Origin of the sequence: Nocardioides cremeus (assembly GCF_030518195.1) — a bacterium.
Taxonomy (GTDB): domain Bacteria; phylum Actinomycetota; class Actinomycetes; order Propionibacteriales; family Nocardioidaceae; genus Nocardioides; species Nocardioides cremeus.
In genome coordinates, this window is record NZ_JAULSC010000006.1 from 56836 (window position 1) to 82027 (window position 25192).

Annotated in this window: 23 protein-coding genes; 19 read left to right on the top strand and 4 right to left on the bottom strand. The window is 73.7% G+C overall.

Annotated elements, in window-relative coordinates; translation table 11 throughout:
* Nucleotides 1–155 precede the first annotated feature (155 nt).
* The 3 genes from QWJ41_RS08400 (at nt 156) to QWJ41_RS08410 (ending at nt 4770) form a co-directional block, all read left to right on the top strand.
* Nucleotides 156–410, top strand: a complete 255-nt coding sequence (locus tag QWJ41_RS08400) for a WhiB family transcriptional regulator (RefSeq protein ID WP_179613947.1) — start codon at nt 156–158, stop codon at nt 408–410.
* A 101-nt stretch (nt 411–511) separates the two neighbouring features.
* Entirely contained in the window at nt 512–3379 is a 2868-nt protein-coding gene (locus QWJ41_RS08405) for a glycosyltransferase family 2 protein (RefSeq protein WP_302707241.1), read from the top strand.
* The gene (locus QWJ41_RS08410; protein ID WP_302707243.1) at nt 3376–4770 is read left to right on the top strand and encodes a DUF5719 family protein; all 1395 of its coding nucleotides are present in this window, start codon (nt 3376–3378) and stop codon (nt 4768–4770) included. Before QWJ41_RS08405 ends, QWJ41_RS08410 begins: the two co-directional genes overlap by 4 nt.
* Nucleotides 4771–4779: 9 nt before the next feature.
* Here QWJ41_RS08410 and QWJ41_RS08415 read toward each other — a convergent pair whose 3' ends face one another.
* Nucleotides 4780–5217, bottom strand: coding sequence for a metallopeptidase family protein (locus QWJ41_RS08415; protein WP_302707244.1), 438 nt, complete (start codon nt 5215–5217; stop codon nt 4780–4782).
* Between the two features lie 49 nt (nt 5218–5266).
* Here QWJ41_RS08415 and QWJ41_RS08420 point away from each other — a divergent pair, with 49 nt between their 5' ends.
* The 15 genes from QWJ41_RS08420 (at nt 5267) to secA (ending at nt 22915) form a co-directional block, all read left to right on the top strand.
* Entirely contained in the window at nt 5267–5626 is a 360-nt protein-coding gene (locus tag QWJ41_RS08420) for a DUF3499 domain-containing protein (protein ID WP_302707245.1), read from the top strand.
* A 10-nt stretch (nt 5627–5636) separates the two neighbouring features.
* The gene (locus tag QWJ41_RS08425) at nt 5637–7013 is read left to right on the top strand and encodes a phosphomannomutase/phosphoglucomutase (RefSeq protein ID WP_302707247.1); all 1377 of its coding nucleotides are present in this window, start codon (nt 5637–5639) and stop codon (nt 7011–7013) included.
* A complete protein-coding gene (locus QWJ41_RS08430) occupies nt 7010–7195 on the top strand; it encodes a Trm112 family protein (protein WP_302707248.1) in 186 nt (61 codons plus the stop codon). The genes QWJ41_RS08425 and QWJ41_RS08430 overlap by 4 nt, the downstream gene beginning before the upstream one ends.
* Nucleotides 7192–8220, top strand: coding sequence for an SIS domain-containing protein (locus QWJ41_RS08435; RefSeq protein ID WP_302707250.1), 1029 nt, complete (start codon nt 7192–7194; stop codon nt 8218–8220). The genes QWJ41_RS08430 and QWJ41_RS08435 overlap by 4 nt, the downstream gene beginning before the upstream one ends.
* 38 nt (nt 8221–8258) lie before the next feature.
* Nucleotides 8259–9350, top strand: coding sequence for an acyltransferase family protein (locus QWJ41_RS08440; protein WP_302707252.1), 1092 nt, complete (start codon nt 8259–8261; stop codon nt 9348–9350).
* 51 nt (nt 9351–9401) lie between these two features.
* A complete protein-coding gene (locus tag QWJ41_RS08445) occupies nt 9402–10355 on the top strand; it encodes a DUF808 domain-containing protein (RefSeq protein ID WP_302707254.1) in 954 nt (317 codons plus the stop codon).
* Nucleotides 10356–10460: 105 nt separating this feature from the next.
* Nucleotides 10461–11906 carry an adenosylhomocysteinase gene (gene ahcY, locus QWJ41_RS08450; RefSeq protein WP_439117313.1) on the top strand — a complete coding sequence of 482 codons (1446 nt, stop codon included), beginning with the start codon at nt 10461–10463 and terminating at the stop codon, nt 11904–11906.
* An 85-nt stretch (nt 11907–11991) separates the two neighbouring features.
* Nucleotides 11992–12705, top strand: a complete 714-nt coding sequence (mtrA, locus tag QWJ41_RS08455; RefSeq protein ID WP_302707258.1) for an MtrAB system response regulator MtrA — start codon at nt 11992–11994, stop codon at nt 12703–12705.
* Between the two features lie 10 nt (nt 12706–12715).
* Complete coding sequence (gene mtrB, locus QWJ41_RS08460; protein ID WP_302707259.1) at nt 12716–14317, top strand: MtrAB system histidine kinase MtrB; 1602 nt, start codon at nt 12716–12718, stop codon at nt 14315–14317.
* Nucleotides 14314–16050 (top strand): LpqB family beta-propeller domain-containing protein, encoded by a 1737-nt coding sequence (locus QWJ41_RS08465; protein ID WP_302707261.1) that lies wholly within the window; start codon nt 14314–14316, stop codon nt 16048–16050. The genes mtrB and QWJ41_RS08465 overlap by 4 nt, the downstream gene beginning before the upstream one ends.
* Before the next feature lie 72 nt (nt 16051–16122).
* Nucleotides 16123–16857, top strand: coding sequence for a ComF family protein (locus QWJ41_RS08470; protein ID WP_302707263.1), 735 nt, complete (start codon nt 16123–16125; stop codon nt 16855–16857).
* Between the two features lie 496 nt (nt 16858–17353).
* Entirely contained in the window at nt 17354–17989 is a 636-nt protein-coding gene (gene hpf, locus QWJ41_RS08475) for a ribosome hibernation-promoting factor, HPF/YfiA family (RefSeq protein ID WP_302707264.1), read from the top strand.
* Between the two features lie 80 nt (nt 17990–18069).
* The gene (locus QWJ41_RS08480) at nt 18070–18762 is read left to right on the top strand and encodes a response regulator (protein ID WP_302707265.1); all 693 of its coding nucleotides are present in this window, start codon (nt 18070–18072) and stop codon (nt 18760–18762) included.
* 5 nt (nt 18763–18767) lie between these two features.
* Nucleotides 18768–20027 (top strand): winged helix-turn-helix domain-containing protein, encoded by a 1260-nt coding sequence (locus QWJ41_RS08485; RefSeq protein ID WP_302707267.1) that lies wholly within the window; start codon nt 18768–18770, stop codon nt 20025–20027.
* 59 nt (nt 20028–20086) lie between these two features.
* A complete protein-coding gene (secA, locus tag QWJ41_RS08490) occupies nt 20087–22915 on the top strand; it encodes a preprotein translocase subunit SecA (protein ID WP_302707269.1) in 2829 nt (942 codons plus the stop codon).
* A 17-nt stretch (nt 22916–22932) separates the two neighbouring features.
* Here secA and QWJ41_RS08495 read toward each other — a convergent pair whose 3' ends face one another.
* Together QWJ41_RS08495 and QWJ41_RS08500 are read right to left on the bottom strand one after the other, a co-directional pair.
* Nucleotides 22933–23472 carry an Rv3235 family protein gene (locus tag QWJ41_RS08495; RefSeq protein ID WP_302707271.1) on the bottom strand — a complete coding sequence of 180 codons (540 nt, stop codon included), beginning with the start codon at nt 23470–23472 and terminating at the stop codon, nt 22933–22935.
* Nucleotides 23473–23515: 43 nt separating this feature from the next.
* On the bottom strand, nt 23516–24160 hold the full coding sequence (locus QWJ41_RS08500; RefSeq protein WP_302707273.1) for a LysM peptidoglycan-binding domain-containing protein: 645 nt from the start codon (nt 24158–24160) through the stop codon (nt 23516–23518).
* Nucleotides 24161–24283: 123 nt separating this feature from the next.
* Between QWJ41_RS08500 and QWJ41_RS08505 the strand changes: the two genes are divergently transcribed.
* Nucleotides 24284–24823: a hypothetical protein gene (locus QWJ41_RS08505; RefSeq protein WP_302707275.1), complete on the top strand. Its 540-nt coding sequence runs from the start codon at nt 24284–24286 to the stop codon at nt 24821–24823.
* Nucleotides 24824–24844: 21 nt separating this feature from the next.
* On the opposite strand, the gene QWJ41_RS08510 is transcribed toward QWJ41_RS08505, so the two are convergent.
* Nucleotides 24845–25183 carry a sec-independent translocase gene (locus QWJ41_RS08510; protein WP_302707276.1) on the bottom strand — a complete coding sequence of 113 codons (339 nt, stop codon included), beginning with the start codon at nt 25181–25183 and terminating at the stop codon, nt 24845–24847.
* Nucleotides 25184–25192 lie beyond the last annotated feature (9 nt).

A 25192-nucleotide genomic window follows, 5' to 3' on the forward strand; every position in this document is an offset into this window, starting at 1 on the left:
CCGCAGCCGGGCCCGCAGGGTGTTCGGCGACCCCGTGGCCGTCGTCTGGACCCGGTGGGGTAATACCAGACTTTCGCTTGACTTCCGGTGTACGACAGGCATGTAATTCCCACAGTGTTCTTCGGGATTTCCACTGGGTCGAAAGGGCGTACGCCGTGAGAGAGCTGTTTCTCCTCGAATCGGACGCCACCGAGGCGGGCTGGCAGGATCGCGCCCTGTGCGCACAGACCGACCCCGAGGCGTTCTTCCCTGAAAAGGGTGGTTCCACCAGGGAGGCCAAGAAGGTCTGCCTGACCTGCGAGGTGCGCGACGAGTGCCTCGAGTCCGCGCTGATGAACGACGAGCGCTTCGGCATCTGGGGCGGCCTCTCCGAGCGGGAGCGCCGCAAGCTGAAGAAGCGCGCAGTCTGAGGGTGCTCCCCGCACCCTGGTGAGGGTCTGCCCCGGTCGTCAGCGACCGGGGCCCCTTGCATTTCGGGGCCGCCGCCCGCAGCCACGTACGCTTGCCGATCGTGTCCGGGTCGGGTCGGGGGGCGGTGGCCGCCCTCGTGGTCAGTCACGACGGTGCGCGCTGGCTGCCCGTCGTGATCGATGCGCTGCGCTCGCAGACCCGCGCCCCCGACCACGTCGTGGCCGTCGACACCGGCAGCCGCGACGAGAGCGCCGACCTCCTCGACGCGGCCTTCGGCCCGGTGGTGCCGGCGCCCGCGAGCACCGGCTACCCCGAGGCGGTGCGCCGCGGCGTCGCCGAGCTCGGGCCCGAGGTCGAGTGGCTCTGGCTGCTGCACGACGACTCCACGCCCGATGCCGGCGCCCTCGAGGCGCTGCTCGCGGCCGCCGACGAGCATCCCGAGGCCGACATCCTCGGGCCCAAGCTGCGCGAGTGGCCCTCGCTGCGCCGCCTCCTCGAGGTCGGCGTGACGATCTCGGGCACCGGGCGCCGCGAGACCGGCCTCGAGCGCGGCGAGTACGACCAGGGCCAGCACGACGAGGTACGCCGCGTGCTCGCGGTCAACACCGCCGGGATGCTGGTGCGCCGCAGGGTCCTGGAGGACCTCGGCGGCCTCGACGACCGCCTGCCCGTCTTCGGCAACGACATCGACCTCGGCTGGCGTGCCGCCGCCGCCGGGCACACCACGCTGGTCGTCCCGCAGGCGGTGGTCTTCCACGCCGAGGCCGCCCACCGAGGGGTGCGCCGCACCGCCCTCACCGGGCGGCACACGCACTTCCAGGAGCGGCGCGCCGCGCTGTTCACGCTGCTGGTCAACGTGCGCTCCCGCGCGCTCCCGCTGCAGGTCGTGCGCCTCGTGCTCGGCACGGTGCTGCGGGTGCTCGGGTTCCTGCTGGTCCGCTCGGTCGGCGAGGCCCTCGACGAGCTGGCCGCGCTGCTCTCGCTCGGCGGCTCGGCCGGCGACGTCCGCCGCGCCCGGCGCGAGCGCCGCGCGCGGGCCACCGCCGCGCCGCAGGAGGTGCGGCGCCTGCTCGCGCCGCCCTGGCTGCCCTACCGCCACGGCCTCGACGCCGTCAGCGACCTGGCCTCGGCCCTGACCGACCAGGCGGCCGACGTCGCCGAGCGGCGCCGGGCCGCGGCCGCCGAGCGCGACCCCACGGCGTACGCCGCCCGGACCGGCACGCGTCGGGCCGTCGCCGAGGACGACGAGGACGAGGACGTCCCCGAGGACAGCTCGTTCGTCGCCCGGTTCCTGACCGACCCGGTGGCCGTGGTGCTCTCGGTCGTGGTGCTCGCCCTCCTGGTGGCCACCCGGGCCGGCCTCGGCCAGGCCGTCGGGGGCGCGCTGGCGCCGGTGCCCGACTCGGTCGGGGCGTGGTGGGGGCTGCACCTGGAGACCTGGCACCCGCTGGGCCAGGGCACCGCCGTGCCGGCCCCGGCCTACCTGCTGCCCCTGGCGCTGCTCGCCACGCTGCTGGGCGGCAGCCCCGGCGCGGCGGTCACGGCGGTGCTGCTGCTGGCGGCGCCGCTGGCGCTGTGGGGCGCCTGGCGCCTGCTGCGCGTCGCCGGCCGCCTCGCCTCGGTGCGCGGCGCGCCGCGGTGGCTGCTGGTGTGGGGCTCGGTCTCCTACGCGCTGGTGCCGCTGACCAGCGGCGCCTGGGGCGAGGGCCGGATCGGCCCGGTCGTCACCACGGCCCTGCTGCCCTGGGCGGCGCACGCCGCGCTCGGCTTCGCCGACCCGGTGCCCGACCGCCGCTGGCGGGCGGCGTGGCGCCTGGGGCTGCTGCTGGCCCTGCTCACCGCCTTCACACCCACCGCCTGGCCGGTCGCGGTGCTGCTGGTCGCCGTCGTCGTCACCGTCGTGGTCCTCGTGCTCCCCGGCGCCGCGCGCGACCGGTCGACCTGGCTGCCCCCGCTCACCGCGCTCGCGGTCCCGCTGGCACTGCTCGCCCCCTGGTGGGTGGGCTCGCTGCGACGCGGCGCCGCCGAGGCGCTGCTGCTCGACCCCGGCCGGCTGCCCGCCGCCGAGCCCAGCGGGCTCCAACTGCTCGCGGGGCGCCTCACCGACACCGGGGCTCCCGGGTGGCTGGGGCTGGTGCTGGTCGCGCTGGCGCTGCTGGCGCTCGTGCCGCGCACCACCCGGGCGGCCGTGCTCCTCGTCTGGGTGGTGGCCCTGGTGGCCGTGCTCGTGGCCCTCGCACTCTCGCTGGTGCGCCTGGAGCTCTCGGTCGGCGCCGCCGCACCGGGCGTGGCCGCCCCGCTGGCAGTGCTGGTCGGGGCCCTGGTGACCGCCGTGGTGCTGGGCGGGGTGGGTGCGCGCGAGGTCGCCGCGCGGCCGCTGCTGGTCGGGCTGGGCGTCGTCGCCGCCGTGGTGCCGGTGCTCGGGCTGGGCTGGGCGGTGCTCGCCGACGACCGGCTCGGCGACGAGCTGGCCGCCGACGTGCCCGCCTACATGGTCCAGCGCTCCGAGCTGGGCCCCGAGCACGGGATCCTCGTGCTGCGCGGCGACGTCACCGGCGGCCTCGAGCACACCGTCCGCCGCGGCGACGGCACCACCCTCGGCGAGGACGAGGTCCTCGCGCTGAGCGGCGAGGACGCCGACCTGACCGCCACGGTGCGCGAGCTCGTCTCGGCGCCCACCAGCGACACCGTCGCACGGCTCGGCGAGCTGGGCATCGAGCACGTCGTGCTGCCGGCGCCCGCCGACGGCGACGTGGCGGCCGGCCTCGACGCCGCCGGCGGCCTGGTGCAGGCCAGCGCCGCCGATCCCGGCACCCGCGCGTGGCAGGTCGACGAGCCCCTGTCGACCCAGGCCCTCGAGAGCGGCACCTCCCCGCTGCACGTCGTGCTGCTCGTGCTCCAGGGCGTCACGCTCGTCGTGGTCCTGGTCCTGTGCGCCCCCACCCGCGAGCGCAGGAGGCGCCGATGAGCCCCGTGACCCCGGGCCGCAGGGCCGGCTCCGGCTCCGCGCGCCGTCTCGACCGCGTGCTGGTGGCGGCGGTGGTCGTGCCGGTCCTGGCCGTCGGCGGCGCCCTGCTCGCCGACACCGCGGTCGAGCCCCGTCCGGTCGACCAGCCGCCCCGTGAGGCCGACCTCGACCGCGCCACCGCGGTCTGCCCGACGGCCACCACCGACGGTCGGGTCGTCGTGGCCAGCGGCACCGGAGCCCGCGGCGAGGTGGCGGTCGGTGCCGAGGGTGACGACCTGCGGCTCGACCGTGGTGCCGCCGGCGTCGTGGACACCGACGACGTCACCGTGGTCACCGGCACCGGCGCTCTGGCCCCGGGCCTGGTCGCGCTGCGCACCGCCGGGCCGGGGCTGCGCGCGGTCGGCTGCCCCGGCACCCGTTCCGAGCAGTGGTTCACCGGCGTCGGGGCCGGTGCCGAGCACACCTCGGTCCTCGAGCTCACCAACCCCGACGCCGGACCGGCGACCGTCGACGTCGAGGTGCACGGCCAGTCCGGACCGGTGCCGGCCGACGGGCTGCGCGGCGTCGCGGTGCCCGGCCGGGGGACCGTGCGGCTGCGCCTGGGCGCCGAGGTCCCCCAGCGCGAGGAGCTCGCCCTGCGGGTGAACACCGAGCGGGGCAGGGTCGCCGCCGTGGTCGTCGACGCCTTCGTGCCGATCGGGCGCGGGGTGCCCACCAAGGAGTACCTGCCCGGCCAGGCGGAGCCGGCACTGGTCAACGTGCTGATGGGGCTGCCGGAGGGCGACCCGCAGGAGGACGACGAGCGCTCGGTGGTGCTGGCCAACGGCGGAGACGACGTCGCGCGGGTGCGGCTCGAGGTGGTCACGTCGGGCTCCGTCTTCGCGCCCACGGAGCTCGAGGAGGTCACCGTCGACCCCGGGAGCGTCGAGCGGATCTCCGTCGAGGGCCTGCTGGGCTCCGACGCCGCCGAGGGCGCCCTGGGCCTGCGGGTGGTCAGCAGCCGCCCGGTGACCGCGACCTTCCGGGCCCGCAGCGGCGCGGACCTGCTCCAGTCGGTGCCCGGCGGACGTGTCGAGGGCAGCACGCTGCTGCCGGTACCCGTCGGGGCCAAGCAGCTGCTGCTCGCCGACGCCGACGGCGTCGGGACGGTGCGCGTCGAGGCGCGCGACGCCGACGGCGAGCGGCTGCAGCGCCGCCGCTACGAGCTGTCGCCGGAGGTCGGGCTCTCGGTCCCGCTGCCCGACGGCGCCGAGCTGGTCGAGGTGCGCACCGACGACCTCGACCTCGTCGGCTCGGTGCTGGTCGAGACCGGGGCCGGCGCGGCGGTGCTGCCGCTGCGGCCGCTGGTGCTGACCGACCTGGTGCCCGCGGTGCGGCCCGGCCTGCCCTAGTCCGACGGGTCAGCCCGCGTCGTAGCGGGGGTCGACGTCGGCGGGGTCGCAGCCGAGCAGCTCGGCGACCTGCTCGACCAGCACGGTCAGCAGCAGCGCGTGCAGCTCCGAGCGGGTCTCGCAGCGGTGCTCGATCGGGCGCCGGAAGACCACCAGGCGGCTGGGCCGCCCGCCCGCGCCGCGCACCAGCGAGGCCAGCGGCACGCTGTCGGGGGTCCAGTCGTCGGGCACCAGCGGGGTGTCCTCGACCGCGAACTCGACGAGCCCGAGCCGGTCGGACCAGCGGTCCTCGAGGTCGGTGACCAGGTCGAGCACCAGGTCGTCGAAGCGCTGGCGGCGGGTGCGGACGGCGACGGTGCCGGGCACCGCGGGCAGCACGCCGGGCCCGCGGGGACCCCGCCCACGCCGGTCGCGGGTCCGACGTCGGGGCACGGCGTCGTCGGGCATGCCGCGAGCCTAGTGGGCGCCGACCGCGGCGCGAGGTAGCGTCTGCCCGGTGAAGCCCGCCCGCCGCTGCTCCCGCACCGCGTGCGGTCGGCCTGCGGTGATGACGCTGACCTACGTCTACGCCGACCAGACCGCCGTCCTCGGTCCGCTGGCCACCTATGCCGAGCCGCACGCCTACGACCTGTGCGAGACCCACAGCGAGCGGCTCTCGGCCCCCCGTGGCTGGGAGGTGCTCCGGCTGGCCCAGCCCGCACCCCCGGGGCCCAGCAACGACGACCTGCTCGCGCTCGCCGACGCCGTGCGCGAGGCCGGTCGGCCCGCGCCGGTGCAGCGGACCCTGCCCGAGGCCGAGACCGGTCGCGAGACGACGCGTCGGGGCCATCTGCGGGTGCTCAGCTCCGACCACTAGGGTTCGGGCCATGGCCGACACCCTGAGTGCCGACAACGTCCACGCGGTCTTCAAGGCCTACGACGTGCGCGGGCTCGCCCCCGAGCAGATCGACGAGACGCTGGCCCGCGCCACCGGCCGCGCCTACGTGCGGGTGCTGGGCGTCGACTCCGTCGTGGTCGGCCACGACATGCGTCCCACCTCCCCGGGACTGGCCGGGGCCTTCGCCGAGGGCGCCACCGAGGCCGGTGCCGACGTGGTGATGATCGGCCTGGCCTCGACCGACCAGCTCTACTTCGCCTCGGGCTTCCTGGGTCGCGCCGGCGTGATGTTCACCGCCAGCCACAACCCCGCGCAGTACAACGGCATCAAGATGTGCCGGGCCGACGCCGTGCCGGTCGGCGCCGACACCGGCCTCGCCGAGATCCGCGACCTCGTGGTCGCGGGGGTCGAGGTCGACGCCCCCGCCACGGGCTCGATCAGCAGCCACGACGTGCTCGAGGCCTACGCCGCCCACCTGCTGACCCTGGCGCCCGTCTCGGGGCGGCGGCTCAAGGTGGTCGTCGACGCGGGCAACGGGATGGCCGGGCACACCGCACCGGCCGTCTTCGGGCGCCTGGGCGAGGGCGTCGTCGAGGTGGTGCCGATGTACTTCGAGCTCGACGGCACCTTCCCCCACCACGACGCCAACCCCATCGACGCCGAGACGCTGGTCGACCTGCAGGCGCGCGTCGTGGCGGAGGGCGCCGACGTGGGCCTGGCCTTCGACGGCGACGCCGACCGCTGCTTCCTGGTCGACGAGCGCGGCGTCGCGGTCTCGCCGTCGACCCTGACGGCGCTGATCGCCGAGCGCGAGCTGGCCAAGCACCCCGGGTCGGCCGTCATCCACAACCTGATCACCAGCCGGGCCGTCCCGGAGCTCGTTGAGGAGCTGGGTGGTCGCCCGGTGCGCACCCGGGTGGGGCACTCCTACATCAAGGCCACGATGGCCGAGACCGACGCGGTCTTCGGCGGCGAGCACTCGGGGCACTTCTACTTCCGCGACTTCTGGCGCGCCGACTCGGGCATGCTCGCGGCCCTGCACGCCCTGGCCGCGCTCGCCGAGACCGACGTCCCGCTCTCCGCGCTGCTGGCGCAGTACGAGCGCTACCCGCTCAGCGGCGAGATCAACTCCACGGTCGCCGACCAGGGCGAGGTGATCGCCGCGATCGAGGCGGCGTACGCCGGTCGCGAGGGCGTGAGCACCGACCGGCTCGACGGGCTCAGCGTGCTGCACGCAGACTGGGCCTTCAACGTGCGCGGCTCCAACACGGAGCCGCTGCTGCGGCTCAACGCCGAGGGGAAGGACCAGCAGACCATGACGAGCGTGCGCGACGAGGTGCTGAGCATGATCCGGGGTGCGCGATGAGCGGCCTCGAGCTCGACCCGGCCCTGCTGGAGATCATCGTGTGCCCCGACTGCCACGGTGACCTGGCCGAGGGTCCGGGCGTGGGTGCCGGCCCCGAGCTGGTCTGCGGCTCCTGCGGCCTGGCCTACCCCGTGCGCGACCAGATCCCGGTGCTGCTCGTCGACGAGGCCCGTCGCCCGTGACCTGGTTCGACGAGTCCCGGCTCGACGACGAGGCGGCGCTGGAGCGCATCGACGTGCGGCTGCGCACCCTGGCCGAGTCCGGCTCGCGGGTGCGCCGCGAGGCCGGCGACGCCGCCGCGGCGATGGCCGAGGCGGTCGACCGCGCCCAGGACCTGCCCCGGCCGCGCGCCGTGATCGCGGCCGGCCCCGACTCGCGCCTGCTGCGCGCGGTGCTGGAGCCCTGGTGCCCGGTGCCGTTCGTGGCCTGGCCCGGGCACGCGCTGCCCGGCTGGGCCGGCAGCCTCGACCTCGTCGCGGTGCTCGCGCCGGACGGCGGCGACCCGGGCACGGCCTCGGCCGTGGCCGAGGCGGTGCGCCGCGGCTGCCAGGTCGTGGTGGCCTGCCCGCCCGGCTCGATGGTCGCCCAGCACGCCGAGGGCCGCTGGAGCGCGATCCTGCCGACGACGACGCGCGACCCGCTGGCCACCGCCGTGGTGATGCTCTCCTACCTCGAGCAGGTGCGGCTGGGCCCCAGCGCCGACCCCGGCACCGTGGCCGACGCCCTCGACCAGGTCGCGCTGGCCTGCGCGCCGCGCCGCGACCTGGCCGTGAACCCGGCCAAGACCCTCGCGATCGGGCTGGCCGACACCAATCCCGTGGTCTGGGGCGGCAGCGTGCTGGCCGCCCGCGCGGCCCGCCGGGTGGCGGAGTCGATCCGCCGCTCCAGCGGGCGCACCGCCATCGCCGGCGAGGTCGACCAGCTGCTGCCGGTGATCGAGGCCACCCGGCCCCGCGACGTCTTCGACGACCCGTTCGCCGAGAGCGGTGGCGAGCTGCGCCCGGTGCTGGTGGTGCTCGACGACGGTGTCGACGACCCGCTGGTGCGCGAGGAGCGCCAGCAGCTGGAGTCGGCCGCCGCCGAGCGCGGCGTACGGGTCGAGACGCTGACCTGCGAGGAGGGCGACGAGGTCGCCCGCTACGCCTCGCTGCTGCTCAGCGGCACCTACGCCGCCGAGTACCTGCGGCTCGGGCTGGTCGACGACTGAGGTTTGCCCGGCCGGCGCCAGCGGGTAGGACTGGGGCCATGGCCTCCCGACGAGACCCGTGGTTCGACAACGCCAAGATGGCCCTCGTGACGTTGGTGGTCCTCGGTCACTCGTGGGTGCTGCTGCCCGACAACGCGCTGGTCGAGCACCTCTACGACTTCCTCTACGCCTGGCACGTCCCGGCCTTCGTGCTGGTCACCGGCTACCTGTCGCGCTCCTTCTCCTACACCCGCGCGCGCCTGTGGAGCCTGGTGCGCACGGTCGCGGTGCCCTACGTGCTCTTCGAGGCCGGCATCGCGCTGTTCCGCATCCACGTGGGCGGCGAGCAGCTCGAGGACCTGTGGCGCGACCCGCACTGGCCGATGTGGTTCCTCTCGGCGCTGTTCTTCTGGCGGCTGCTCACCCCGGTGCTCCGTGGCTTGTGGGGCGGTCTGGCCGTCGCGGTGGCCGTCAGCCTCGTCGCCGGCCTCTACGCCGGTGACACCCTCGACGTGGCCCGCATCCTGGGCCTGCTGCCGTTCTTCGTGATGGGTCTCAAGGCGACGCCCGAGCGGCTCGAGCTGCTGCGGGCGCGCTGGGTGCAGGTGGTCTCGGTGGGCGTGCTGGTCGGCATCTGGTTCCTCACCGCCCGCACCGACCAGTGGGCGGCCACCGAGTGGCTCTACTACCGGGCGCGCTACGACGAGCTCGACGTCAGCGACTCGCGGGCCTTCCTGACCCGCGCCAGCCTGCTGGTGCTCGGCACCCTGGGCGCGTGGGCGTTCCTGGCCCTGGTGCCGCGCATCGGGGGCTGGTTCACCCGGATGGGCTCGGCCACGCTCGTGGTCTACCTCTTCCACGGCTTCGCGGTGAAGGGCGCCGGGTACGCCGGCTGGGGCGGCTTCACCGAGCAGCACCCGGCGCTGGGCCTGGCGACGACCAGCGTGCTGGCCGTCGCGCTGGCGCTGCTGCTGGCCAGCCCACCGGTGGCCCGGGTGCTGGGTCACGCGGTGGACCCCCTCGGCTTCGCCGGGCGCAGGGTGGGGGAGGCCGCCGACGTCGCGGTCGCCTCGCAGCGCGTCGACGACCACGCCGACGAGCTGGCCGAGCTCGTCGCCGCGCAGCAGCGCGCACCGGCGCTGCGTGGGTAGGCTCCTGGTCGTGCCGACCCACCACCCCCACACCTGCCGCGGAGCCCAGCGATGAGCGGCGGCCTGTTCGCCCTCCTCGACGACGTCGCCGTCCTGGCCCGCCTGGCCGCTGCGTCCGTCGACGACGTGGGCGCCGCCGCGGGCCGGGCCAGCATGAAGGCCGCCGGCGTGGTCGTCGACGACACCGCCGTCACCCCGCAGTACGTGCAGGGCGTCGCCGCCGAGCGCGAGCTGCCGATGATCAAGCAGATCGCGATCGGCTCGCTGCGCAACAAGCTGCTGATCATCCTGCCGGCGGCGCTGCTGCTCTCGCAGTTCCTGCCCTGGCTGCTGACACCGATCCTGATGCTGGGCGGCGCGTTCCTCTGCTACGAGGGCGCGGAGAAGATCTGGGAGAAGGTGAGCGGGCACCACCCCGAGGAGCAGGCCGAGGTCGCCGACACCGCGGCCGACCCCGCGGAGACCGAGAAGAAGATGGTCGCCGGGGCGATCCGCACCGACCTGATCCTGTCGGCCGAGATCATGGTGATCAGCCTCAACGAGGTGGCCGCGGAGTCGTTCTGGTCCCGTGCCGTGATCCTGGCCGTGGTCGCGGTGGGCATCACCGCCCTGGTGTACGGCGTGGTGGCCCTGATCGTGAAGACCGACGACGTCGGGCTGGGCCTGACCCAGCGCAGCTCGGCGACCGCGCAGCGCGTCGGCCACGCGATGGTCGCCGCGATGCCCCGGCTGCTCACCGTCATCGGCGCCGTAGGCACCGTCGCGATGCTGTGGGTGGGCGGGCACATCCTCCTCGTCGGCGTCGACGAGCTCGGCTGGCACGCGCTCTACGACCTGGTGCACCACCTCGAGGAGGACGTCGACGAGGCGCTCGGCGCGCTCGGCGCGGTGGCCGCCTGGCTGGTCAACACCGCGGCGTCCGCCGTGCTGGGGCTGCTGGTGGGCGCGGTCGTCGTGGCGCTGGTGCACCTGCGCCCGCGCCGCCGCTCCTCCGCGAATTCCTGAATCGTTCGCGCACCGACCTACGCTGGAGGGGTCCGCGTGGGAGATCCCGACGATGCGCAGATGCGCGACGCAGACCTGCTCCAGACGCTTCGAGGAGACAACAAGATGGACTTCAAGGTCGCCGACCTGTCCCTGGCCGACTACGGCCGCACCGAGATCACCCTGGCCGAGCACGAGATGCCCGGCCTGATGGCGATGCGCGAGCGCTACGGCGCCGACAAGCCGCTGGCGGGTGCCCGGATCGCCGGATCGCTGCACATGACCATCCAGACCGCGGTGCTCATCGAGACCCTCGTGGCGCTGGGCGCCGAGGTCCGCTGGGCCTCGTGCAACATCTTCTCCACCCAGGACCACGCCGCGGCCGCGGTCGTCGTGGGCCCCCAGGGCACCCCCGAGGACCCGCAGGGCGTCCCGGTCTTCGCCTGGAAGGGCGAGAGCCTCGAGGAGTACTGGTGGTGCACCCAGCAGATCCTCGACTGGCCCGGCGACACCTTCGCCAACATGATCCTCGACGACGGCGGTGACGCCACGCTGCTGGTCCACCTCGGCACCGAGGCCGAGAAGTCCGGCCAGGCGCCCGACCCGGTCACCGCCAAGAGCCACGAGCAGAAGGTCGTCTTCGACGTCCTGCAGGCCTCCCTGGCCGCGACCCCGGAGCGGTTCACCAAGATCGGCAACGAGATCCGCGGCGTCACCGAGGAGACCACCACCGGTGTGCTGCGCCTCTACGACATGATGCGCGAGGGCACGCTGCTCTTCCCCGCCATCAACGTCAACGACTCGGTCACCAAGTCGAAGTTCGACAACAAGTACGGCTGCCGCCACAGCCTCGTCGACGGCATCAACCGCGCCACCGACGTCCTGATCGGCGGCAAGGTCGCGGTCGTGTGCGGCTACGGCGACGTGGGCAAGGGCAGCGCCGACTCGCTGCGCGGCCAGGGCGCCCGCGTCATCGTCACCGAGATCGACCCGATCTGCGCGCTGCAGGCGGCGATGGACGGCTACCAGGTGACCACGCTCGACGACGTCCTCGACGTCGCCGACATCATCATCACCGCGACCGGCAACAAGGACGTCGTCTCGGTCGACCAGATGCGCCGGATGAAGCACAACGCGATCCTCGGCAACATCGGCCACTTCGACAACGAGATCGACATGGCCGGGCTCGAGACCTTCCCGGGGGTGCACCGCAAGACCGTCAAGCCGCAGGTCGACGTGTGGACCTTCCCCGCGGCCGAGGGTCGCGAGGAGTCCGCGATCATCGTGCTGTCCGAGGGCCGCCTGATGAACCTCGGCAACGCGACCGGCCACCCGTCGTTCGTGATGTCGAACTCCTTCACCAACCAGGTGCTGGCCCAGATCGAGATCTTCACCAAGCCCGAGGAGTACCCCGTCGGGGTCTACGTGCTGCCCAAGCACCTCGACGAGGAGGTCGCCCGGCTGCACCTCGGCGCGCTGGGCGTCAAGCTCACCGAGCTGTCCGGTGACCAGGCCGCCTACCTCGGTGTCGACGTGGCCGGTCCCTACAAGTCCGACCAGTACCGCTACTGAGCACGACGACCACCGACGACGAGCCGTCCCTGGCACCACGACCGGCCTGCGCGCCGTCGTGGTGCCAGGGTGCAGGATGGGGACCATGAGCGAGGCAGCGAGCCGCAACGAGTACGCCACCAAGGGGCGCGTGCTCGTCGTCGACGACGACGCCTCCCTCGCCGAGATGCTCACCATCGTGCTGCGCCAGGAGGGCTTCGACAGCCGGATGGTGACCCGCGGCGACCTCGCCCTCGACGCCTTCCGCGACTACAAGCCCGACGTGGTGCTGCTCGACCTGATGCTGCCGGGCAAGGACGGCATCGACGTGTGCAAGGAGATCCGGGCCGAGTCCGGCGTGCCGATCGTGATGCTGACGGCCAAGGGCGACACCGTCGACGTGGTGGTGGGCCTGGAGTCGGGCGCCGACGACTACGTCGTCAAGCCCTTCAAGCCCAAGGAGCTCGTGGCGCGCATCCGGGCCCGGGTCCGGCGCAACGACTCGACGTCCCAGGCCGAGACCCTCACGATCGGGGACCTGTCCATCGACGTCGCCGGCCACCAGGTCTCGCGCGACGGCGAGGCCGTGAGCCTGACGCCGCTGGAGTTCGACCTCCTGGTGTGCCTGGCCCGCAAGCCCTGGCAGGTCTTCACCCGTGAGGTGCTGCTCGAGCAGGTCTGGGGCTACCGGCACGCGGCCGACACGCGACTGGTCAATGTGCACGTGCAGAGGCTGCGCTCCAAGATCGAGCACGACCCCGAGAACCCGGAGGTCGTGGTGACCGTGCGTGGCGTCGGCTACAAGGCCGGGAACGCCTGAGCGAGGGACGATGGCCACCGGGGCGCGCGGGGCGCTGACGTTCTGGCGCCGTTCCATCCAGGCGCGCGTGGTGGCCAGCACCGTGCTGCTCTCGGCCGTCGTGGTCGGCGTGGTGGGCTGGCTGCTGCTGCAGCAGACCCGCGACGGCCTGCTCGACCAGCGCGTCGCCGCCGTCGTGGCCGAGGCCGGCAACGAGACCGACGACGCCCGGGCCCGGCTGCAGTCGACGCCCTTCAACGACGTGGACGCCACCCAGCAGCAGCGGGCCCTGGTCGAGCCGATCATCGCGCGGGGGGCCACCCGCGACTTCGCGGTGGTGCTGGCCGGACCCACGGGCGCCGGAGACCTCAGCGAGGGAGGGGCCACCTACACCCGGGGGCTGGACCGCACCTCGGTGCCGGCCTCCCTCGTCGAGCACTTCGCCGAGGTCGCCGAGCCGGCGTGGACCTACACGCGGATCCGGCGCGAGGGCCCCGACGGCACCCGGGTCGTCGAGCCCGGCGTCGTCGTCGGCTCCCAGGTCACGCTGCCGGCCGACGGGCGCACCTACACGCTCTACCTGCTCTTCCCGCTCTCCGGTGAGGAGCGCACGCTCGACCTGGTCAGTCGCGCACTGCTGACCGCGGGTTCCCTGCTGCTGGTCCTCGTCGCCGGTGTCGCCTTCCTGGTCACCCGCCAGGTGGTCACCCCGGTGCGGATGGCCAGACGGGTCGCCGAGCGGCTGGCGGCGGGCCGGCTGCGCGAGCGCCTGGAGGTCAAGGGCGAGGACGACCTGGCGCGACTGGCGACCTCCTTCAACCAGATGGCCAGCAACCTGCAGCGCCAGATCCGTCAGCTCGAGGAGCTCAGCCGGGTCCAGCAGCGCTTCGTCTCCGACGTCTCCCACGAGCTGCGCACCCCGCTGACGACGGTGCGGATGGCCGGCGACGTCCTGCACGACGCCCGGGCCGACTTCGACCCGGTCTCGGCGCGGGCCGCCGAGCTGCTGCAGGTCGAGCTCGACCGGTTCGAGACGCTGCTCTCGGACCTGCTCGAGATCAGCCGCTTCGACGCCGGCGCGGCGGTGCTGGACCTCGACGACGTCAACCTCACCGACGTGGCCCACCGCGTGGTCGACAACACGACCCCGCTGGCCGACCAGCGCGGGGTGCGCCTGGTGGTGCGCGCGCCCGACGACCACCCGTGCCTGGCCCAGGCCGACGTGCGCCGGGTCGAGCGGATCGTGCGCAACCTGGTCACCAACGCCATCGACCACGCCGGGCCCGCCCGGGCCGGCGGCACCACCGAGGTGCTCGTGCACGTGGAGGGCGACCAGCACTCGGCGGCGGTCGCGGTGCGCGACCACGGTGTGGGACTCGCCCCGGGGGAGTCCGCGATGGTCTTCAACCGGTTCTGGCGCGCCGACCCGGCCCGGGCCCGCACGTCCGGCGGCACCGGGCTGGGCCTGTCGATCTCGCTCGAGGACACCCACCTGCACGGCGGCTGGCTGCAGGCGTGGGGTCGGCCGGGCGAGGGCGCCCAGTTCCGGCTGACCCTGCCGCGCCGGGCCGGCGAGCCGCTGCGCCGCAGCCCGATCAGCCTGATCCCCGACGACGCCGTGGAGCCCGTGTGACCAGTGCCAGACGCCTGCTGGGCGCCCTGCTCCTGCCGCTGCTGCTCCTGGCCGGCGGCTGCGTGAGCATGCCCGAGGACGGGCCCGTGGTCGGGGCGGGGGTCGGCGACGAGGTCGACGCCGACATGGGCGGGGTGCCCGCCATCGACGCCCGAGCCCCCCAGGACGGGCAGAGCGCCACCGAGGTGGTGCGCGGCTTCCTCGACGCGATGCAGGCCTGGCCCCGTGAGCTGTCGACCGCCAAGGAGTACCTGTCCTCCGACGCGGCCGCGACCTGGAACCCCGACGGCCTGGTGACCTACGTCGAGGCCCAGCCGCCGCAGAGCACCACCAGCGACCGGGTCTCGCTGCGGCTCGCCGGCGCCGACCGGCTCGACGCCCGGGGCGCCTACGAGGGCGCATTGTCGGCGTACGAGTCGATCCTCCAGCTCTCGCTGACCACCGAGGACGGACAACTGCGGATCACGAACCCGCCGTCCGACCTGGTCGTCCCCCAGACCTGGTTCGAGGCCCGCTACGAGCAGCTCGCGCTCTACTTCCTGGCTCCCGGCGGCGACGTGCTGGTGCCCGAGCCCGTCTTCGTCGCCGACGACGACAAGCTCGCCAGCACCCTGGTCGCCGGGCTGGTGGCCGGGCCCGACGACGAGCGCGCCGCGCGCTCGCTGCTCCCTGCCGACGTCTCGCTGGAGCTCTCGGTGCCGGTCTCCGACGACGGCACGGCCGCCATCGAGCTCACCGGCGAGGCGACCGCGCTGACCCCCACCGAGAACGCCCAGATGCTGGCCCAGCTGGCGTGGACGCTGCGCCAGGACCCCGACATCACGGCGTTCACGCTGAGCATCGGTGGTCAGCGGATCCGCCTGGCCGACGGGGAGGACCGCATCCCGGTGGAGGCGGGCGCTCGGCTGGACCCCACCGGCTACCAGGCCAGCTCGCTGCTCTACGGGCTGCGCGACGGGCTGCTGGTCTCGGGCACCCCCGGCTCGCTGGACCCCGTCGACGGGCCCTTCGGCGAGGCCGACCTCGGTGCGCGCAGCGTCGCGGTCGACCTGCGCGGCGAGCGGGCCGCCGAGGTCTCCCAGGACGGCACCACCCTGTTCACCGGGCCCGTGCGCGGCGACGACGACGTCACGACCGCGCTGCAGGACGCCACCGACCTGGCCACGCCCGCGTGGGACCACGACGGGCGGCTCTGGCTGCTGGACCGCACCGCCGACGGCGCCCAGCTCCGCTGGCTGCGTGGTCGGCGCGGCGCGGCGGTCGAGGTGCCCGGCATCACCGGTGAGCAGGTCAAGAGCTTCCTGGTCTCGCGTGACGGCACCCGGGTGGTCGCGGTGGTGCGCCTGGCCCGCGCCGACGAAATGCGGGTCGCGCGGCTGCACCACGACCAGCGCGGACGGGTCGTGGGCGCGTCACGGGCGCGGGCGCTGGAGCCGCAGGAGGCGCCGGGGCGCATCGTCGACATCGCCTGGCGCACCGCCACCACCATCGCGGTGCTCAACCGGCTCAGCCCCGCCAGCGGCAAGGTGGGCACCATCGGCGTCGACGGGGCGCCGACCGGCTTGGCGGGCATCACCACCACCCTCGGCGGGGCCACCGCGCTGGCCGGCTCGCCGGTGCCCGAGCAGGTCGTCTACGCGGTCACCGGCGGCGGCCTGGTCGACCTGTCGGTGGCGGTGCGCGGCCCGCAGGTCCTCGACGAGGGGATCACCTACGTCGGCTACGTCGGCTGAGGCGTCGGTCGGCTGTCCACAGGGGGCCGGGAGCCCCTTGAGGTGCGGGCCGGCGACTGGTGGCATCGGCGTGTGCTGCTGCGCGACGCCGCCCTCGACCTGCTGCTGGGCAGCGCCTGCGTGGGCTGCGGCGAGCCGGGCCGGCTGCTGTGCACCCGGTGCCGCGGGGAGCTGCCCGCCACGGCCGTGCCGGCGCGTCCCGACCCCTGCCCGCCGGGGCTGGTCGACTGCTGGGCTGCGGGGGACTACGACGCCGTGCTGCGCGCGCTGGTGCTGGGCCACAAGGAGCGGGGCCTGCACGCGCTGCGGGTGCCGCTGCGCGACCTGCTGCTGACCGCGCTCGGGCCCTGCCTCGACCGGGTCCGGACCGGCGGTGCGGAGGGGCTGGTCCTGGTGCCGGTGCCCTCGCGCGCATCCACGGTGCGGGCCCGCGGGCACGACCCCACGTGGACGATGACGCGCGGTGCCGCTGCCACGGCCGCACGCGGCGGGCTGCCGGTCGGGGCCGCCCGGCTGCTGCGCCTGCGTCCCGGGGTGCTCGACCAGGCCGGGCTCGACACGGCCGCGCGCGCGGCCAACCTGACGGGGTCGATGACCTGCCCGTCGCCCGCGTTGCGGCGCCTGGCCGCGTCGCGGCCCCGGGTGCAGGTGGTGGTGTGCGACGACGTGGTGACCACCGGCTCCACCCTACGTGAGGCCCAGCGGGCGCTGGAGGCCGTCGGGCTCGTCGTGGCCGGCGCCGCGGTCGTCGCCGCGACCCGGCGCCGAGGCCCCTCGACCGTCGTCCCGGCGAGCCCCGGGGGATGAGTCGGGGGTGACCCGGGGGTGAAAGGTGTGGGGGTCCCTTTCGCCGCGACCGTGCCTCGCCTATCGTCTCGACATGGAGTCCGTCCGGGTCCGTGGTTGCGTCGTCGGGACGCGCCGGCCAGTCCGGACGTCCCCGCGGCAAGCCGATGCCAGTCGCAGGCGAAGCGGTCCACGTAAGTCGGTGCACGGGGCGCGAGCCCCGTGGGCACGACGATCACGGTGCGGCTTAGACGTAAGTCCTGCCCCGGTCCGGCCACCAGATGTGGCCGCAGCCGGGAGAAGGTGGGTAGTGGCAGAGAAGCTGCGAGAGCCTCAGCAGGCGATTGTGGGGTCGAAGACCAGGTCGGCCGGGCGGGCTCCATCTCGTTCCCACCACCGGGCGCACCGCCTCCGGTGGTCGGCCTGGCGCCGTCCTGTGCGCACCGCGCGAGCGGGAGGCGTGCCAGGAGCCTGAGAGATCACCCATCGCGCACTTGGTGCGCACGAGGAGGTTCACATGGAAGTTGTGGTCACCGGCCGGCACTGCGAGATCAAGGAGGGCTTCAGGGCCCACTGCTCGGAGAAGCTGGCGAAGCTCGAGAAGCACGACCACCGGATCATGCGGGTCCACGTGGAGGTCGACTGCGAACCCAACCCCCGACAGCACGACCGCGCCGTGCACGTGGAGCTGACCGCCTTCTCGAAGGGCCCGGTCATCCGCGCCGAGGCGGCGGCCGACGACAAGATGGCCGCCCTCGACCTGGCGCTGGACAAGATGGCGCGCCAGATGCAGCGAGCCGCCGACCGACGGCGCGTGCACCGCGGCCGCAAGACACCGGTCTCGGTGGGCGAGGCGCTCTCGGGCACCCCGATGGTCCAGGACCTCGTCGGCGACGACGATGCCGCCACGGGTGAGACCGAGACCGAGCGCGAGGTCGGACCCGTCGCCATGGACGGCGACGGACCGATGATCGTGCGCGAGAAGACCCACCCGGCCAGTCCGATGACCCTCGACCAGGCCCTCTACGAGATGGAGCTCGTGGGTCACGACTTCTACCTGTTCGTCGACAAGGAGAGCGAGCGGCCCTCGGTCGTCTACCGGCGCCGGGGCTACGACTACGGCGTGCTCTCGCTGGACCTGGGCCAGGCCTGACCCCGAACTGACCAGGCCGGTGTGGCCCGATCGGGTGGGAGGACCACCCGATCGGGCCACGTCCGTGCCATGATGCGCGCGTGGCCGACGAGACGACGGGTCCCGCTGGGGCGGGAACCGAACCCATCCGCGTGATGGTCGTGGACGACCAGGAGCTCTTCCGCCGTGGCTTGACGATGCTGCTCGGCGTCGAGGACGGCATCGAGGTCGTCGGCGAGGCGGGCGACGGGATCGAGGGCACCACGCTGGCCGCCGGGGTGGCCCCCGACGTCGTCCTGCTCGACATCCGGATGCCCAAGCGCACCGGCATCGAGGCCTGCAAGGCGATCAAGGAGGCCGTGCCCTCGGCCAAGATCATCATGCTCACCGTCTCCGACGAGGAGGCCGACCTCTACGAGGCCGTCAAGAGCGGCGCCTCCGGCTACCTGCTCAAGGACTCCTCGATCGAGGAGGTCGCCCAGGCCGTGCGCGTCGTCGCCGACGGCCAGTCGCTGATCAGCCCCTCCATGGCCGTCAAGCTCATCGACGAGTTCAAGCAGATGAGCAAGCCCGAGCGCGAGCACGTGCCGGGCCTGCGCCTCACCGAGCGCGAGCTCGAGGTGCTGCGCCTGGTGGCCAAGGGCATGAACAACCGCGAGATCGCCAAGCAGCTGTTCATCTCCGAGAATACCGTCAAGAACCACGTGCGCAACATCCTGGAGAAGCTGCAGCTGCACTCGCGCATGGAGGCCGTCATGTACGCCGTGCGCGAGAAGCTGCTGGACCTGCCGTAGCGGCTGTGCCCCCGACCGCCGTGCCACCGACCACCCAGACGCTGAGCCGCTCCCAGGCGCGGCGCGTCGCGCTGGCGGCGCAGGGCTTCACCGACCCGCCGCACGCGACACCCACGATGCGCACCCTCGAGCGGGCGCTGCGCCGCACCGGCGTGCTCCAGGTCGACTCGGTCAACGTGCTCCAGCGCGCCCACTACGTGCCGCTCTACTCCCGGATGGGCCCCTACGACACGGCGCTGCTGCACCGGGCCGCCGAGCGCTCGCCACGCCGCATGGTGGAGTACTGGGCGCACGTGCAGGCCTTCATGCCCGTCGACCTGTGGCCGGTGATGCGGCACCGGATGGAGGACCACCGCGCACGCCGGGGGAAGTGGCGGGTCGTGGAGGCCGACCCGGCGCTCGAGGCCGGGGTGCTGCACGCGGTCGACGTGCTGGGCGCCTCGACCTCGCGCGAGGTCGCGGCGTACCTGGGGGAGGGGGCGGCGTCGTCGAAGGACCACTGGGGCTGGAACTGGTCGTCGACGCGACGCATCCTCGACTACCTCTTCACGGTCGGTGACGTCGCGGTGGCCTCGCGCACCGCCCAGTTCGAGATCCGCTACGACCTGCCCGAGCGGGTGCTGCCGCGCGAGGTGCTCGACGCCCCGGTGCCCGACGTGGCCGAGGCCGCCGTCGCGCTCGTGCGCCGGGCGGCCCGCTCGCACGGCGTGGCCACCGAGCGCTGCCTGGCCGACTACTACCGGATGCGCGCCCAGCCGGCCCCGGGCCTGGCCAGCGCGCGCGAGGCCGTCGCCACGCTGGTCGAGACCGGGGAGCTGGAGCCGGTGCGCATCGAGGGCTGGTCACGCCCGGCCTACCTGCACCGCGACGCCCGGCTGCCGCGCCGGGTGCGGGCCCGGACCCTGCTCAGCCCCTTCGACCCGGTCGTGTGGGAGCGCGAGCGCACCGAGCGCCTCTTCGGCTTCCGCTACCGCATCGAGATCTACACCCCGGCCGCGCAGCGGGTGCACGGCTACTACGTGCTGCCGTTCCTGCTCGGTGAGCAGCTGGTGGCCCGGGTCGACCTCAAGGCCGACCGGCGCGTCCCCGGCGGCGAGCTCGTGGTCCGGGGGGCCTTCGCCGAGCCCGACGCGCCCGAGGAGACGGCCTCCGAGCTGCTCGTCGAGCTGCAGCGCATGGCCACCTGGTTGGGCCTGGCCGGGCTGCGGATCGAGGGCCGCGGCGACCTGGTACCGCGGTTAGGGGCTCTCCGCGGCCCTGGGTAGAGTGAAGGCGCCGAGGCGTGAGACGCCGTCGGTCGTCCACAGCAAGGAGCAGCTACGCCGTGCCCGTGATTCTCGACAAACTCCTCCGCATCGGCGAGGGGAAGATCCTGCGTCAGCTCGAGGGGATCGCGAAGGCCGTCAACGCCATCGAGGACGACTTCGTCGCGATGAGCGACGCCGAGCTCCAGGCGATGACCGACGAGCTGCGCCAGCGCCACGCCGACGGCGACGGCGAGAGCCTCGACAACCTGATGCCCGAGGCCTTCGCCACCGTGCGCGAGGCCGCCAAGCGGGTGCTGGGCATGCGTCCCTTCGACGTGCAGGTGATGGGCGGTGCGGCCCTGCACCTGGGCAACATCGCCGAGATGAAGACCGGTGAGGGCAAGACGCTGGTCGCCGTGCTGCCGTCCTACCTCAACGCCCTGTCCGGCAAGGGCGTCCACGTCGTGACCGTCAACGACTACCTGGCCACCTACCAGGCCGAGCAGATGGGCCGGGTGCACCACTTCCTCGGGCTCACCGTCGGCGTGATCACCCCCGACCTGCGCCCCGACGCGCGGCGCGAGCAGTACGCCTGCGACATCACCTACGCCACCAACAACGAGCTCGGCTTCGACTACCTGCGCGACAACATGGCCTCCTCGATCGAGGACTGCGTGCAGCGCGGGCACAACTTCGCCGTGGTCGACGAGGTCGACTCGATCCTCATCGACGAGGCCCGGACCCCGCTGATCATCAGCGGCCCGACCCAGGACGAGGTGAAGTGGTACGGCGAGTTCGCCAAGATCGCCAAGCGCCTGGAGAAGGACGTCGACTACGAGGTCGACGAGAAGAAGCGCACCATCTCCGTCCTCGAGCCCGGCATCACCAAGGTCGAGGACCACCTGGGCATCGAGAACCTCTACGAGTCGGCCAACACCCCGCTCATCTCGTTCCTGAACAACTCCATCAAGGCCAAGGAGCTGTTCCGCAACGACAAGGAGTACGTCGTCATGAACGGCGAGGTGCTCATCGTCGACGAGCACACCGGCCGGATGCTGGCCGGGCGCCGCTACAACGACGGCCTGCACCAGGCGATCGAGGCCAAGGAGGGCGTCCAGGTCCGCGAGGAGTACCAGACGCTGGCCAACGTCACCCTGCAGAACTACTTCCGCCTCTACGACACGCTGTCGGGCATGACCGGCACGGCGATGACCGAGGCCTCGGAGTTCGACAAGATCTACAAGCTCGGCGTCGTCCCGATCCCGACCAACCGCCCGATGGCGCGCATCGACCAGCCCGACCTGGTCTACCGCACCGAGGAGGCCAAGTACGACGCCGTCGCCGACGACATCGCCGAGCGGCACGCCAAGGGCCAGCCGGTCCTCGTGGGCACGGTCTCGGTCGAGAAGTCCGAGTACCTCGGCGCGCTGCTGAAGAAGCGGGGCATCCCGCACAACGTCCTGAACGCCAAGGTGCACGCCGACGAGGCCAAGATCGTCGCGATGGCCGGCCACCGGGGCGCCGTCACCGTGGCCACCAACATGGCCGGTCGCGGCACCGACATCATGCTCGGTGGTGCGGTGGAGTTCCTCGCCGACGCCGAGCTGCGCGCCAAGGGCCTCGAGCCCTCCGGCGAGAGCGCCGAGGAGTACGAGGCGGCCTGGCCCGCGACCGTCGAGCGCGTGCGCGAGCAGGTCAAGGCCGACCACGACGAGGTCAAGGAGCTCGGCGGCCTCTACGTCGTGGGCACCGAGCGGCACGAGTCGCGGCGCATCGACAACCAGCTGCGCGGTCGCTCCGGCCGTCAGGGCGACCCGGGCGAGTCCCGGTTCTACCTCTCGCTGCAGGACGAGCTGATGCGCCTGTTCAAGTCCGACTGGGTCGACCGGGTCCTCCAGGTCCTCAAGATCCCCGACGACGTCCCGATCGAGAACAAGCGGGTCACCAGCGCGATCGCCAACGCGCAGGGCCAGGTCGAGTCGCAGAACTTCGAGTCGCGCAAGAACGTCCTGAAGTACGACGACGTCATGGACCGCCAGCGCAAGGTGATCTACGCCGAGCGCCGCGAGGTCCTCGAGGGCGCCGACATCGAGGACCAGATCCGCACCTTCATCGACGACGTCGTGCGCGGCTACGTCACCGGCTCCACGCAGGGGCTGGCCGAGGAGTGGGACCTCGAGCAGGCCTGGACCGACCTGCAGCAGGTCTACCCGGTCGGGGTCGACCTCGACGCGCTGGTCGCTGAGGCCGGCGGCGACAAGGCCAACCTCGACCGCGACACCGTGATCGAGCGCCTGCGCGCCGACGCCCAGTCGGCCTACGACAAGCGGGTCGCCGAGATGGGCGAGGAGGTCGCTCGCGAGCTCGAGCGCCGCGTGATCCTCTCGGTGCTCGACCGCAAGTGGCGCGAGCACCTCTACGAGATGGACTACCTGCGCGAGGGCATCTACCTGCGCGCCTACTCGCAGCGCGACCCGCTGGTGGAGTACCAGCGCGAGGGCTTCGACATGTTCGCGGCGATGATGGACGGCATCAAGGAGGAGACCGTCGGGTTCCTCTTCAACCTCGAGGTCACCGTCGACGAGCAGCAGGACGAGGACGAGGACGAGCAGCAGGTCCTCACCGTCGCGCCCGGCCTGCGCTCCCCGGTGCCGGGCCAGCAGGGCGAGGCCCCGCACATCCACGCCAAGGGCCTCGACGCGCCGAGCGCGCCGCAGAACCTCACCTACTCGGCGCCCGCCGAGGACGGCGAGGCCGAGGTGCGCGCCGACGTCGCCACGGCGGAGGACCCCTACGCCGGGGTCAGCCGCAACGCCACCTGCCCCTGCGGGTCGGGCAAGAAGTTCAAGCAGTGCCACGGAGCCCCGGGTGGGCCCACGGGCACGACGGCTCGCGCCCAGGGCTGATCGACCAGGGCTGAGGCTCAGGCGAACTGGAGAGCGGTGCACAGCCACCGCTCTCCGGTTCGCGCTCCTGCCGCGCCCGCGGGCGCCCGGCGCTCGAAGCGCGCCGCGACCGCGCGGGAGCGGTGCCCGTAGCGCACGTGCACGCTGGCTTCCAGCACGTCGCGGCACGGGAAGCAGGTGTGCACGCTGAGGACCTGGGGGCGCACCGGCTGCACCCGGGCCAGGCCGGGCTGGTGTGCGCCGGCACGTGCCACCAGCTGCGCACGGCGGGTCAGGTCCTCGTAGACGCTGCGCGTGGTCCAGCGCACCAGCTGGGACGCCGGACGGTCGCCGCCGACCACCTCGACCACGGCCTGGGCGAACGAGCCGGCCCACTGCTCGCCCTCGCGGCGGGCACGCTGGTCGATGGGCAGCACCTGCCCGGGCGTGCCGGTGCGGGGCCCGGGCCCCCGCGGCGGTGCGGTGCGCGGCTGCAGGTCGAGGGCCAGGGTGCCCTGGACGGCCGCGAGCGGCACGTGGTGCGGCGCCCGGTCGCGGGCGAGCGGGGAGGTGGTCATGGGGTGCTCCTCGGGTGGTCGTGGGGACAGGCGTGGGGACGGGTCAGCCGGGCGGCAGGCGCAGGGCCTGGCCGGGACGCAGTAGGTCGGGGTCGGGGCCGACGACGTGGCGGTTGGCCGCGTGCAGCCGGGGCCAGTACGCCGCGACCGCGGCGTCGGTGGGTCGCTCGCCGTGGGTGGCCAGGTGATCGGCACTGAGCGACCAGAGGCTGTCGCCCGGCCCGACCAGCACCGGCGTGCTGCTGGGGCGGTGCGCGGCACCCACGGCCCGCTGCGGCAGCGGCAGGCCCACCAGCGGGTCCACCGTCCCGGCGCCGACGACGGTGCCCTGCTGCAGGTGGTCGGGAGTGGCCGCAGCCGGGGCGACCCCGGCCGCGGTGGCCCCGACCAGGGCGAGGCCGCAGGCGCGCAGCACCAGCCGGCGCAGCCCGTGGGGCACGCCCAGGTGCGGCACAGCCGGCCCACCGCCCGAGCGGGCCTCGACGACGACCACGGTGACCGAGAGCCAGGCCCACGCGGCGCAGGCGAGCAGCGCCGCGCTGCACCCGCGCACCAGCAGGGCGTCGAAGCCCCCGGCCGGCGCCAGCGCGGCCGGCGCCAGGAGCGTCACCAGCAGCGCTGCCACGGCGGTGGTGGTCGCCCACACGAGCAGGCAGCGTGCTGCCGAGGCGTGCATCGTGTCGATCATCCCGAGAACCCTGTCGATCGTTGCGTTTGCTTCCGTTTGCGTCATTCAACGCTCGGTCGAGCCGGTCGTCAATCGTTCGTCCACAGCCCCCGGTCGCGCTGCCGGCGTGAGAGAGTCCGGGGCATGACGTGGGAGGACCGGCTCTTCGACGTGCTCGACGACCTCGAGCAGCAGGCCGAGGCGCTCTACGACGCCGAGCGCAGCCTCGAGCTCGCCGACCGCGCCCGGGCGGCGTACGCCGAGGTGAGCCTGGCCAGCCGGCTGATGGCGGCCACGGGCACGTCGGTGCGCCTCGACGTGCGGGGCGTCGGGCCGGTGACCGGCGACCTCGAGAGGGTGGGCACCGGTTGGGTGCTGCTGCGCGGGCCGGCGCAGGACTGGGTGCTGCGCACCGCGGCGCTCACCGCCGCCCACGGCCTGCCGGAGCGCTCGGTGCCGGAGGTGGCCTGGCCGGCCACCGCGCGGCTCGCGGTGGGCTCGGCGCTGCGCCGGCTCGCCGACAGCGGCGAGCGCTGCGTGCTCCACCTCGTCGACGGCTCACGCCACGACGGGGTCCTGCAGCGGGTGGGCGCCGACTTCGTCGAGGTCGCGGGCGCGGGCCGGCAGCTGGTGCTGGTCGCGACCGACCAGCTCGCGGCGGTGCAGAGCCGCGACGAGGGCTAGCGAGGCCCTACCCAGCGAGGCTCAGGTCGCCTCGAGGTCGTACGGCGGCAGCTCGCCGTCGTCGAGGGGGCGGGCGCCGGGGCGGCGCTGCTCGCGCTCCTCCTCGTCGTCGGCGTCCTCCATCGCCTCGATGATGTGCTTGCGCACGATGGTGCGCGGGTCGAGGTCGCGCAGCTCGAGGTCGGCGTACTCGGGACCGAGCTCGGTGCGCAGCTCGTCGCGGGCGTTGTTGGCGAACTTCTTGGCCATCTTGAGCCACTGCCCGGCCTGGCGGGCCAGGTCGGGCACCTTGTCGGGCCCGAAGACCACGATGGCGACCAACGCGATGACCGCCAGCTCCGCCAGCCCGATTCCGAACACGCCGACAGC

Bases quoted from the DNA above. Each gene is read 5' to 3' on its own strand.
- QWJ41_RS08445 (WP_302707254.1), top strand. From the start codon at position 9,402: ATGAGCGGCGGCCTGTTCGCCCTCCTCGACGACGTCGCCGTCCTGGCC.
- QWJ41_RS08430 (WP_302707248.1), top strand. From the start codon at position 7,010: ATGAGCGGCCTCGAGCTCGACCCGGCCCTGCTGGAGATCATCGTGTGC.
- QWJ41_RS08425 (WP_302707247.1), top strand. From the start codon at position 5,637: ATGGCCGACACCCTGAGTGCCGACAACGTCCACGCGGTCTTCAAGGCC.
- QWJ41_RS08415 (WP_302707244.1), bottom strand. From the start codon at position 5,217: ATGCCCGACGACGCCGTGCCCCGACGTCGGACCCGCGACCGGCGTGGG.
- hpf (WP_302707264.1), top strand. From the start codon at position 17,354: ATGGAAGTTGTGGTCACCGGCCGGCACTGCGAGATCAAGGAGGGCTTC.
- QWJ41_RS08440 (WP_302707252.1), top strand. From the start codon at position 8,259: ATGGCCTCCCGACGAGACCCGTGGTTCGACAACGCCAAGATGGCCCTC.
- QWJ41_RS08495 (WP_302707271.1), bottom strand. From the start codon at position 23,472: ATGACCACCTCCCCGCTCGCCCGCGACCGGGCGCCGCACCACGTGCCG.
- QWJ41_RS08505 (WP_302707275.1), top strand. From the start codon at position 24,284: ATGACGTGGGAGGACCGGCTCTTCGACGTGCTCGACGACCTCGAGCAG.
- mtrA (WP_302707258.1), top strand. From the start codon at position 11,992: ATGAGCGAGGCAGCGAGCCGCAACGAGTACGCCACCAAGGGGCGCGTG.
- mtrB (WP_302707259.1), top strand. From the start codon at position 12,716: ATGGCCACCGGGGCGCGCGGGGCGCTGACGTTCTGGCGCCGTTCCATC.
- ahcY (WP_439117313.1), top strand. From the start codon at position 10,461: ATGGACTTCAAGGTCGCCGACCTGTCCCTGGCCGACTACGGCCGCACC.
- QWJ41_RS08500 (WP_302707273.1), bottom strand. From the start codon at position 24,160: ATGATCGACACGATGCACGCCTCGGCAGCACGCTGCCTGCTCGTGTGG.
- QWJ41_RS08410 (WP_302707243.1), top strand. From the start codon at position 3,376: ATGAGCCCCGTGACCCCGGGCCGCAGGGCCGGCTCCGGCTCCGCGCGC.